Source organism: Halobellus sp. Atlit-38R, from assembly GCF_003665925.1.
Taxonomy (GTDB): domain Archaea; phylum Halobacteriota; class Halobacteria; order Halobacteriales; family Haloferacaceae; genus Haloquadratum; species Haloquadratum inordinatus.
The window spans coordinates 1-11,276 of the sequence record NZ_QXIJ01000008.1 but is presented as its reverse complement, the minus strand read 5'-3'; the positions used below and the strand labels follow the sequence as shown (position 1 = coordinate 11,276).

11 protein-coding genes are annotated in these 11,276 nt (G+C 65.3%); 6 read left to right on the top strand and 5 right to left on the bottom strand.

The annotated features are described in order from the left end of the window. The first annotated feature begins 144 nt into the window (after positions 1-144). The 5 genes from D3D02_RS11840 to D3D02_RS11820 all read left to right on the top strand — a co-directional run bounded on the left by D3D02_RS11840 (position 145) and on the right by D3D02_RS11820 (position 4,997). Entirely contained in the window at positions 145-342 is a 198-nt protein-coding gene (locus D3D02_RS11840; protein ID WP_121570204.1) for a hypothetical protein, read from the top strand. A gap of 150 nt (positions 343-492) precedes the next feature. Then, complete coding sequence (locus D3D02_RS11835; protein ID WP_233560647.1) at positions 493-1,569, top strand: cupin domain-containing protein; 1,077 nt, start codon at positions 493-495, stop codon at positions 1,567-1,569. Between the two features lie 176 nt (positions 1,570-1,745). Continuing rightward, positions 1,746-3,059 carry an amino acid ABC transporter substrate-binding protein gene (locus D3D02_RS11830; protein ID WP_121570203.1) on the top strand — a complete coding sequence of 438 codons (1,314 nt, stop codon included), beginning with the start codon at positions 1,746-1,748 and terminating at the stop codon, positions 3,057-3,059. Positions 3,060-3,093: 34 nt separating this feature from the next. After that, a complete protein-coding gene (locus tag D3D02_RS11825) occupies positions 3,094-3,975 on the top strand; it encodes a branched-chain amino acid ABC transporter permease (protein ID WP_121570202.1) in 882 nt (293 codons plus the stop codon). Beyond that, on the top strand, positions 3,975-4,997 hold the full coding sequence (locus D3D02_RS11820) for a branched-chain amino acid ABC transporter permease (protein WP_121570201.1): 1,023 nt from the start codon (positions 3,975-3,977) through the stop codon (positions 4,995-4,997). Before D3D02_RS11825 ends, D3D02_RS11820 begins: the two co-directional genes overlap by 1 nt. Positions 4,998-5,170: 173 nt before the next feature. Here D3D02_RS11820 and D3D02_RS11815 read toward each other — a convergent pair whose 3' ends face one another. The 4 genes from D3D02_RS11815 to D3D02_RS11800 form a co-directional block, all read right to left on the bottom strand. Beyond that, on the bottom strand, positions 5,171-5,869 hold the full coding sequence (locus tag D3D02_RS11815; protein WP_199723086.1) for an ABC transporter ATP-binding protein: 699 nt from the start codon (positions 5,867-5,869) through the stop codon (positions 5,171-5,173). 167 nt (positions 5,870-6,036) lie between these two features. Beyond that, complete coding sequence (locus D3D02_RS11810; RefSeq protein ID WP_121570199.1) at positions 6,037-6,915, bottom strand: fumarylacetoacetate hydrolase family protein; 879 nt, start codon at positions 6,913-6,915, stop codon at positions 6,037-6,039. Positions 6,916-7,043: 128 nt separating this feature from the next. Beyond that, on the bottom strand, positions 7,044-7,943 hold the full coding sequence (locus D3D02_RS11805) for an SDR family oxidoreductase (RefSeq protein WP_121570198.1): 900 nt from the start codon (positions 7,941-7,943) through the stop codon (positions 7,044-7,046). Between the two features lies 1 nt (position 7,944). Further along, on the bottom strand, positions 7,945-9,444 hold the full coding sequence (locus tag D3D02_RS11800) for an aldehyde dehydrogenase family protein (protein ID WP_121570197.1): 1,500 nt from the start codon (positions 9,442-9,444) through the stop codon (positions 7,945-7,947). 258 nt (positions 9,445-9,702) lie between these two features. Here D3D02_RS11800 and D3D02_RS11795 point away from each other — a divergent pair, with 258 nt between their 5' ends. Then, positions 9,703-10,905, top strand: coding sequence for an MFS transporter (locus tag D3D02_RS11795; protein ID WP_121570196.1), 1,203 nt, complete (start codon positions 9,703-9,705; stop codon positions 10,903-10,905). 69 nt (positions 10,906-10,974) lie between these two features. Here D3D02_RS11795 and D3D02_RS11790 read toward each other — a convergent pair. Further along, a partial coding sequence (locus tag D3D02_RS11790; protein WP_147435609.1) for a heterodisulfide reductase-related iron-sulfur binding cluster occupies positions 10,975-11,276 on the bottom strand: 302 nt, incomplete at its 5' end.

Below are 11,276 nucleotides of genomic sequence, written 5' to 3'. Positions count from 1 at the left end.
CACACGCCCGATCGAAGACAGTGTTCGATCGGGGACGTCAGGACGTGCACACGTACCGTAACGCCTGCAACTCTGCGCGGAGTCGCCGTGGCGGTCACCGGTGGTAGCGATACGCTTTTAGGAATTACGTTGGTACGTGAGGGTATGGCGGAGTTCGAGAATCCATACGCGACGGAGGATCCGTTCGTCGAGGCCCACTTCGATTGTCTGGACTGCGGCGGGAAACTCTGGGAGTACGGGATCCAGCGACAGATGGTCTGTGAAGACTGCCGAGCCGTCTTCTCGACGGAGGAAGTCTTCGAGCAGGCCAAAGCGAACGCGGAAGCAGAAGCGGAAGCCTGAGAACCGACTGAGCGATCGGTTCGCGACTGACGATCCGGACAGCGAAAGCGGTGTCTGACTGCCTCACAGGGCACACAGCGACCGGTTCGCCGATCGTGGAGCGTGGCCACGTCCAACACACTTATTATCGCGTTTCACAATTATTTCACTATGGCAGAGCAAGAGCCAGAGGAACTCCTAGAGATGAGTTCCAACACCCGGAGTATTCTCGAGGAGCACGATCTCCAGCCGCTCTGGGAAGTCGAGGACAATATGGGACACGTCCTCGAGGACCCGGAGGCGGACATCTGGAAGTGGGAAGACATCCAAGAGGCGATCGACGCCATCGAGCGCGACGTTCCGATCGCGGATCTGCCACCGGGATTCCAGCGACGCGTCGCCGTCCCGATCAACACCGCCAACGCCATCTCGAACACGATCTACGTGGGCGTCCAGACGGTGTCGCCGGGCGAGACGGCACCCTCCCACCGCCACGGCGCAAACGCGCTGCGGTTCACGATCGACGGCCACGAAGATATGAAGACGGTCGTCGCGGGCGAGGAGTTCCCGATGAAGGACAACGACCTCATCACGACGCCGCAGTGGGAGTGGCACGACCACGTCAACGACGGCGACGAGACCGCCGCGTGGCTCGACGTCCTCGACCTCCCGCTCGTCCTCGACTCGCTCAACGCGAAGAACACCTTCGAGTACCACGAACTCGAACGCCAGCCCGTCACGAAGAGCCAGGGCTACTGGGAGTCCCAGTACGGCCGCGGCCGGCCGCAGGAAGACGTGAAATCCGACGACATCCCCGGTCCGTTCGAGGGCAATATGGAGCCGACGCCGCCGTACCGCTTCAAGTGGGCGGATATGGTCCAGTCGCTCCACCAGCGCGCCGACAACGACGATCCCGACCCCAACGACGGCTACAGCCTCTCGTACGTCAACCCGGCGACGGGTCAGCCACCGCTGTTCCCGACGATGTCGTTCCGCGCGCAGTTGATGCAGGAAGCGACCGATCCGCACTTCCACAATATGACGGAAGTGTTCTTCGTCATCGACGGTGAGGGCGCGACCCACATCGGTGACGAGGCGTTCGAGTGGAGTCAGTGGGACATCTTCATCGTCCCGCCGGACGAGATCCACCATCACGAACCGGACGGCGAAGCGACGCTGCTCGCGATGACCGATCGGCCGGTCTTCGAGGCGTTCAACCTCTACGCCGAAGCCGAACCCTCCTCGTAATTCCCGGAGTACTCCCTGATCGGACGTCCTCGCTTCGGACGTCCGGCATCGTTTCAGAAGAGCGGACGCGAACTACCGGAGAATAGTCTTTCAGAGATATCACTGGATAGACGCGTTAACGACCCGGTCTATACCATACAGTTTTATATTCCGTTATAATTATTGTCCCACACGGTATGGCTCGTGATGACACATTTCCACGACGGACGTATCTCAAAGGTGCCGGAGCTTCCGGTACGGTCGCACTAACTGGCCTCGCTGGGTGTACGCTCGGCGGTGGCGGCGGTGACGGCGACGGTAGCGACGGCGACGGCGGTGGCGAGACGGGAACCGGTGGGAGCACCGACAGCGGCGAGGACACCACGCCACTGACGATCGCTGGGACCGTCCCCGAGACCGGGAGTTTCTCTTCGCTCGGACAGGACCTCAAGCGCGGGTACGAACTCGGCGTCGAGCGGATGAACGAGACACTCGACCGCGAGGTCGAACTCATCCTCCGAGACGACGAGAGCGACGCCCAGACGCTGCGCGAACAGCTCCAGGCCATCGTCAGCAACAACGACGTGAATATGATCTGGGGGAGCTTCTCCAGTCTGCTCGTCACGGCTGGGAGTGCCTTCGCCGAGAATCAGGGTCTTCCGTTCCTCGGCATCGCCTTCGCGTACGAAGAGCCCCACCGCAACAGCAACTACGAGTGGACGTTCGCTCCGTTCCCGAAGTCCCGTGACGTCGCCCGCTCGACGCTCGGGACGATCGAACTCGTCCCCGAGGAGAACCGACCGACCAACATCGGCATCTGGGAGCCCAACTCCGGGTGGGGGAAAGAGCAGGCCGACTACTGGGAGGAGACGCTCGGCGATGCGGGCTACGAAATCGTGATGCGCGAGACCTTCGAGATCGGTGCCTCGGACTTCTCGACGCTCATCTCGCAGGCCCAAAGCGCCAACGTCGAGGTGCTGCTGTCGAACCCGACGCCGGGCGGCGGCATCACCGCAGTCAACCAGATGAAGTCGAACAACTGGGCGCCGAAGATGCTCAAGTTCGTCCGCGGTGCCGACCCCTCGGCGTGGTGGTCCGCACTCGGTCAGGACGGCGCGTACGCGCTGATGTGTCCCGGCTGGGTCCCCGGCCTCACGGGCAACGGCAACCAACAGCTCCGAGAGACGTATATGTCGACCTACGACACCGAGAGCCAGTATATGCCGGCGAACGTCGGCGGCTCGTACAATCTGACGCAGGTCGCCGAACAGGCCGTCGCCGCGGCTGGCTCCGTCGAACCGGAGGCTATTCGGGAGGCGCTCCGCAACGAGGAGTTCCAGACCGTCATCGGCACGTTCGGCTTCGAGGACAACGGACTGCCGACGGAGGGCCAACTGACGGCCCCGACCGGCCAGTGGTGGGAGGGCGCCCAGCGGCTCGCGTACCCGAACACGGACTCCGAACGCGCGCTCGACTTCAAGTACCCCATCCCGCCGTGGAGCGAGCGATGAACGCGGGGGACACCGTCGTACCCACGGCCTGACGATGGTTGCAAGCGATCTTCTGACGCAGTCGGTCGTCAACGGGCTGCTGTTGGGCGGGATCTACGCCCTCGCAGCCCTGGGCCTCTCGCTCGTCTTCGGAATTATGGACATCGTGAATCTCGCGCACGGCCATATGCTGATGGTCGGCGCCTACGTCGCGATTCTCGTGTTCACGGCGACCGGCATCACCCCGCTCGTCGGGATGCTGCTCGCGATGGCGCTGATGTTCGGCCTCGGCGTCCTCCTGCAGAAAGTGCTGCTCAAGCACGTCGTCGACGAAGGGCTAGAACAGCCGATCATCGTGCTGTTCGGTCTCGCGCTCGTCTTGCAGAACCTCGGGCGCGTCATCCTCGGCGGCGACGCTCGAACGGCCGACATCGGGATTCCCGGCAACGGGTTCGACATCGGCATCGCGTTTATGTCGTTCCCGCGGACGGTCACGTTCGTCGTCGCCGTCCTGCTCATCGTCGCCACCTGGGCGTTCCTGCAGTACACCAAGACGGGTCAGGCCATCCGCGCGACCGCCCAGAACCGCACGGCGGCGAAGTATATGGGCATCGACACCGACCAGATCTACGTCATCACGCTCGGCATCGGGACCGCACTCGCCGGCGCGGCCGGCGCGCTGCTCTCGATGCTGTTCCCGATCGACCCCTACGTCGGCTGGTCGTACCTGCTCAAGACGTTCGCCGTGGTCGTCCTCGGTGGGGTCGGCAGCGTCGTCGGGACGCTCGTCGGCGGCCTCGTGCTCGGCGTCTCGGAGAACCTCGGCGCGCTCTATCTCGGTGGCGGCTACCGCAACGTCGTGAGCCTGCTCATCTTCCTGGGCGTGCTGCTCGTCAAACCAGAGGGGCTGTTCGGTAGCTCCGGAGGTGGTGAGTAATGAGCATCTTCCAGCGCGCTCCCGGCGAATCGCTCGCCGAGGACCGTCGCGTCCAGGCGCTCGGCGTCGTCGCCGTGCTAGCGCTCGCAGTCGTCCCGTTCACCACGACCGACTCTCTGACAGGGCTCATCCTGACGGGTCTCGTCTTCGTGATGCTCGGCGTCTCCTGGAATCTGCTCGCCGGATACGCCGGCCAGATTTCGCTGGGGCACGCGGCGTTCTTCGGGATGGGCGCGTTCGTTTCGGCGTGGCTGACGACGCCTGCCGCAGCGGGCTTCCCCGAATCGATCCAGTTGCCGATCCTCGCGGCGGTCGTCGTCGGTGGGGTCACCGCGGCGCTCATCTCGCTCGTCATCGGGCCGATCATCTTCCGGTTGAGCGGCCACTACTTCGCCATCGGGACGCTCGCGCTCGCGGCCGTCATCGAACTGGTGATGCTGGACCGACGGGACCTGACCGGCGGCGCGACCGGCTACTACGTCAGCGGCGACCTCTCGATCGGCGAGGCCGTCTCCCACGGCGATACGATGTTCTTCCTGACGCTCATCGCCACGGTCATCACGGTCGCGGCCACGTACGTCATCGTCCGCGGCCCGGCCGGACTGGGGATGAAGGCGATCCACGACGACGAGGACGCCGCGAGCAGTCTCGGCGTCAATCCGCTGAAGTACAAGATGTACGCGTTCGTCGTCTCCTCGTTCTTCGCGGGGATCGCCGGCGCGCTGTACGGCCACTACACGCTCTACATCAACGCCCAGTCGACGCTCGCCGTCACGTGGACGATCGACTCGCTCGTCGTCGTCATTCTCGGCGGAATGGGGACCTTCGCCGGGCCGTTCTTCGGCGCGGCGCTGTTCTTACTCCTCGACAACGGTCTCTCGGCGATCGTTGGTGGGTTCTCCTCTGCGGTCGAGGGAATTCTCATCATCCTCTTCATCATCTTCCTCCCCACGGGGCTCTACGGCCTCATCAAGGAGTATCTCGTCGAGGAAACCACCGACACGGACGCCGCGACCGAGTAGGTCGGCGTCCCACTCCCCGACGTCGTTACGAGCCTCTCGTCTTCTCCGTTTGACCCGTGCTCTCGATGCGCCATAGCGACCGCTCTGGGAGGTTCGAGGCGGTCTCTCAGGACGATCCGCGAGAGAGCGACTGTGAGCGACGGCCAAACTGATCGCAGAAAAGACTGCTCCGCTCAGGCGCCGAGGTAGGATTCTTCGACGCGTTCGTCGCGTGCGAGTTCTTCGGCCGTTCCCGACAGCGCGATTTCGCCGGTCTTGATGACGTAGCCGCGGTCGGCGACGCGGAGTGCGTTGTAGATGTCCTGCTCGACGAGGAGCACGGTCGTCCCCTCGTCGTTGATGCGCTGGATGGCCTCGAAAACGTCGTCGACGAGGACGGGCGCGAGACCGAGACTGGCCTCGTCGAGCAGCAGGAGGTCGGGTTCGCTCATCAGACCGCGACCGATCGCGAGCATCTGCTGCTCGCCGCCCGAGAGCGTCCCGGCCTGCTGGTTCGAGCGCTCTTCGAGCCGTGGGAAGATGTCGTAGATGTCTTCGAGGCGCTCTTTCAGCCGACTGCGATCGAGATACGCGCCCAGTTCGAGGTTCTCGCGAACGGTGCTCTCGGTGAACACCTCGCGGCCCTCGGGGACGTGGGCGACGCCCTTGGCGACGACCTCCTCGTGTGGGAGGTCGCCGATCGACTCGCCCTTGTAGCGGATCTCGCCGTCCATCGGGGCGAGGTCGCCGCAGATGGTCTTCAGCGTCGTCGTCTTTCCAGCCCCGTTCGCCCCGAGCAAGGCCACGGTCTCGCCCTCCTCGACCGTGAGGCTCACGTCCCACAGCACCTGTACGTTGCCGTACGCGACGTCTATCGAATCTACTTCGAGCAGTGACATCGAATACCACGTCGTTCGTCGTGACCTTTCTTAAGCCTACCTTTCGGAGATGCAGATCTATGATAGACTGGGCGTCGAGGGAGCGCTGCCGCTCTGTCGGCTGTGCCTGAAAAAGAACAAAGAACGGTTCGAACGTCGCCGCGGCGAGCGGCGCGAAGGAGTTACTCCTGTCCGCCCTTCTGGACGTCGGCCTCGGCGTAGCTGACGTCGCGGCCGGTGACGTCGACGGTCATCGAGCCGACGTCTTCGATCTCGGCGTCGATGGTGTCGCCGTCGTGGAGTTCGCTCACGCCTTCGGGCGTGCCCGTCGTGATGACGTCGCCGACTTCGAGCGTCGCGCCGAGGGAGGCGTACTGGACGACGTCTGCGCACGTGTAAACCATATCGCCGGTGTTCTCGTACTGGCGGCGCTCGCCGTTGAGCTGGAGCTCCATCTGGAGGTCCTGGGGGTCGTCGATCTCGTCGGCCGTGACGACGCACGGGCCGATGACGGTGAACGTGTCGTAGGACTTGCGGTTCGAGCGGTCCTGGTCGCCGCGCAGCGAGATGTCGAGCAGGATCGTGTATCCGAAGATGTGATCCCACGCTTCCTCGGCGGAGACGTCCTTCGCCTCCTCACCCATTACGAACGCGAGTTCGATCTCGTGGTCCGTCCGACGGTCGTTGAACGGCAGTTCGATGCCGTGATCGGGGCCGACGACGCTGGAGGGCGCTTTCAGGAAGTAGCCCTTGTCCTTGATCGAGAACCACTCTTCGGTGGTGATGTCCTTGTCGGAGATGGCCTCCTCGATGTGGTTCTCGTAGTTCAGCGGCGCGGCGATGACCTTGCCCGGGCGGCCGACGGGCGAGCCGATCTCGACGTCTTCGACGTCGTAGTCGGGGTCTTCGTCTTCGTACTCGGAGGCGTCGTAGTCGCCCTCCATATACTCGACGAGCGGCTCGTCGCCCTCGAGACCGAGTCGGTCCGAGAGGTCGATGACGCCCTCTCCATCGTCTGTAAGCAGTCCGAGTTTATCGTCGTCGTAGCGGACGAAGCGCATACGCAATTCATCGTCGGAATCAGTGATAAAAGATGCCTTTCGCCTCTCCGAGCGACAGTGGTTGGGGAGCGGCGTCGGTGCCGACGCGCCCGACGATTACGGGAATAGCGGGCCGAACGCCCGCGTTCTCACAGGTAGCTGTCGGTCCGCGCCAACTCGACGTCCGCGGCGACGTCCTCGCGGAAGTGCTCGGCGAGCGAATCGAGCGTCCACCCCTCGGGGTTGACGCCGACGGCCTCCATCGCCGGGTCCGAGAAGACGCCGACGCGGTCGCCCCCGGCGTACAGCGTACACCCAGTGAGGTCTTCGGCGTGCTCGCTGGCCAGGTACGCGACGAGCGGTGCGACCTTCTCGGGCGGCATCTCCGCCTCGGTGTAGGGGCGGTGCTCTTCGGGCACCGTCTCGGTCATCCGCGTGTAGCCGTTCGGAATCAGGGCGTTGACCCGGACGTCCGAGCGGACCAGTTCAGTCGAAACAGAACGAACCATCCCGAGGATCCCTGCTTTCGCCGCAGCGTAGTTGGCCTGCCCGAGGCTGCCGCGGGCCGCCCCGGCGCTGACCGCGAGATACGAGCGCTGTCGGTCGAAGCCGTCGTCGCCGGCGGCCTTGTTCGCCTCGCGCCAGTGGGCGGCGGCGGCGCGGAGCGGTGCAAACTGGCCGGTGAGGTTGTTCTCGATGACGGCCGTCCAGTCCTCCGGCGAGAGCTTGTAGCTGAGCCCGTCCCGGAGAATGCCCGCGAAGTTACAGACGAAGTCGACGCGGCCGTACTCCGCGACGGTGTCCGCGATGAGCGTCTCCGCGTATGCGAAGTCGCTCACGTCGCCGTGGTGCGCCATCGCGGTTCCGCCGCGCTCGCGGATCTCGGCGGCGACGTCCTCGGGGACGGACGGGTCGCTGCCCGTCCCGTCGACCTCGGTGCCGAGGTCGTTGACCACGACGCGCGCGCCGTGGTCTGCGAGTTCGTACGCCGCCTGCTCGCCGAGGCCGTTGCCGCCGCCGGCGACGACGCACACCGCGTCTTCGATCATCTTAGAACGGGAACTCGCGCGGCTCGTGCTGCAGCGAGATCCACTTCTTCTCGGTGACCTCGTCGAGGAAGTCCTCGCTGTTGTAGCCGCCGATGCCCGACGCGCCCGTCCCGCTGAACGGGACGTGCGCCTCGTCGTTGACAGGCTGGTCGTTGACGTGGACCATTCCCGTCTCGAGTTGGTTCGCGATGCGCTTGCCCGCGCCGACGTCGCCGGCGTGGACCGAGCCGGAGAGGCCGTACTCGGTGTCGTTTGCGAGTTCGATCGCCTCGTCGACGTCCGAGAACGGAATCACCGGGGCGATGGGGCCGAAGTGCTCGTTGCAGGCGGCCGCCATATCGTTTGTCGCATCCGAGAGCACCGTCGGCTCGACGACCAGCGAGTCCTCGACGCCGTCGATTTCGACGACGTCGCCGCCGGTTTCGAGCGTCGCGCCCGCTTCGACCGTCCGCTCGACGTAGTCGAGCATCTCGTCGCGCTGGGACTCGTCGATGATGGGGCCGACGACGACGTGCTCGTGAGCGCTCCCGGCCGGGAGCTGGGAGGCGCGCTCGGTTAGCTTCTCGACGTACTCGTCGTAGACGTCCTCGTGGACGAGGTGGCGGTTGATGGAGATGCAGACCTGCCCCTGGTGGATGAACGACCCGAAGACGCCGGCGTCGACCGCGGCGTCGACGTCGGCCTCGTCGGTGACGATGTGTGCGTTGTTGCCGCCGAGTTCCATCGCCGGGACGGCGAGGTTCTCCGCTGCGGTGGCGGCGACGCGGCGACCGACCTCGGTCGAACCGGTGAACGCGACGACGTCGCTCTCCTCGTGGCCAGCGACGCGGTCGCCGATTTCGGAGCCCTTGCCGGTGACGACGTTGACGACGCCCTCGGGGAAGCCGGCCTCCTCGAACAGGCGTGCGAACAGCAGTCCGCCGATGACCGGGGTATTCGTCGCCGGCTTGAGGACGACCGTGTTACCGGCCGCGACAGCGGGGACGACAGCGCGCGCGGAGAGGTTCAGCGGGAAGTTCCACGGCGAGATGACCGTGACGACGCCTTTCGCCTCGCGCTCGACGATGTTCTCCTTGCCGGGGATGTTCGAGGCGGCGTGCTCGCCCTTCATCCGGCGCGGAAGCGTCGCGGCCTCACCGATCTGGTCCTGCGTGAGCTCGAACCCGGTGTCCGATACACCTTGCATCGCGCCCGCTTCGGTGGTGTAGAGCTCGACGATCTCCTCTTTGTGCTCTGCCATCACCTGCTGGAGGCTGTGGATGAGCTGTTCGCGCTCGGCCGGCGGCGTCTGGGCCCATTCGGACTGGGCCTCCGCCGCGGCTTCGTAGGCGGCGTCGACGTCCGCCTCGGTGGCGCGGGGGACCTCCGTGACGACCTCGCGCGTCGAGGGGTCCTCGACTTCGAGCGTCTCGCCGCTCTCGGCGCCGACCCACTCGCCGCCGATATAGAGTTGACTCCAGTCGTCGTCGATACTGTATCCTGACTGGCCTTCGAGTGCCATACTCGTAGAGTCTCGGGATTCACTAATGAAAGTTTGGTCAGATAGCCGTTTTTACCGGCTGTCGTCGGGCTACGCTGTCGAATCCGCGTACCGACTGGTGAGACGACGCACCGGTTACGTCCCGCAATTTGGGACACACGTCTGTATGGGAAAATAATAAGAGACACTGGAAGGTTCTTACGCCAGAGCTCTCGATTCGCGGGCGCTGTCCGGCGGCTCTCGGAGGCGCCCGCGATCGAGATGCGATAGGTCCCAGCGATGAACGACGAACACGACTCCGCGTTCGATTCGGTGACTAGTTGGATCGTTGCGGCGCTCGGACTGCTCGTACTCGTGCTCGTCTGGGGCGTGATCTTCACGTTTACTGTCTACTCACAGGCACTCGGGGACGCGTTCGGACTGTCGAGTCTTCGGCTCTCGTCCATCTTTTCGATCACGACGGCGGCGTTCTACATCGCGGGCGGGACGATCGGGATCCTGATCGCGCGCGTGCCGCTTCGCCCGGTGGTCGCCACGGCCGGCGCGGTCTTCGGCGTCGCGATCGGGCTCTTGCAGATCTCGTCGTCGTATCTCGGGCTCGCGGTCGTATTCGGGCTATTGGGGACGGCCGGGGGCACGATGTTCGTGATCGTCATCTCGCTCGTGCCGCAGTGGTTCGAGCAGTACGAGGGCCGCGCAATGGGGATCACGATGGCGGGCAACGGCCTCGGAATTTTCGTGTTGCCACCGGTCTGGGTGTGGTTGCTCGAACGGACGGGCATCCGGGAGGCGTTCGTCGTCGTCGGGGGCGCGACGGTGCTCGTGATCCTCGTCGCCGCCGTCGTCTACCGCCGGCCGCCGGAACTCCGCGCGCAGGGTACCGCACCGGTCGACGTCGCGTGGCTCCGGTCGAACCTGACCGACGGCCGATTCGTCTCCAGCCTCGTCGGCTTCGCGCTCCTGTGGAGTTGGTACTTCCTCCTCTCGGCGGACCTTGTCGGCATTCTCACCACCGGCGGGATCTCCCGAGCGGTCGCCGCCACCGCGTTCGGCATCGTGGGCGGCGTCAGCGTCGTCGCCCGCGTCGCCAGCGGTGAGTTCGCCGACCGCATCGGGATGCGGGTGACGCTGGCCGTCGGAACGCTGCTCGCGGCGGTCGGGATGGTCGTCCTCCCGTGGACGGGCACGGAACCGCTGATGTACGTGCTGCTCGTGACCTTCGGGATCGGACTCGGCGCGATCGCGCCGCTGTTCTCGCCGATCATCATCGAGCGGTTCGGTCCGGCGAACGCGACCGCCATCGTCGGGGTGTTCACGGTCGCCGAGGCGGCGACCGCCTTCCTCGTCCCGATCGGGCTGAACCTCCTCTTGGGCGTGACGAACGGGTACGTCGTCCCGCTGCTTACCGTCGGCGGGCTGACGCTCCTCGGCGCGGGGCTGTTCTACCGGGGGACGGCTCCGAAAACGAGTCCGCAACTGTGACTGCAACCGCGCCGGGCGAGAGCGCCCGCGACGGCGACGAATCGTATTCCGGCTACCGCCTCGACCCGACTACCGACCGGCCAGTCCGGCCGCGAGCGCCTCGATCGGCGTCGGCGGCTCGTCGTGGCTCCCGTCGTGATCGGGGAACAGCGCCGGGTCGATAGTCGCCCCGAGATCGTTGAGTTGCGTGCGGCAGGACGCGCCGGGCGCGACGACGGATTCCGCCTCGCTGGCGTCGACCTGGCCCTTGAGCGTCTCGCCGATCGCCTCGCTCATCGCGCGGTGTTCGGACTCGTAGCCGAACGTCCCGGCCATCCCACAGCAGCCCGAATCAAGCGGATCCACGCGGTAGCCGGCCCGTCGCAGCACGC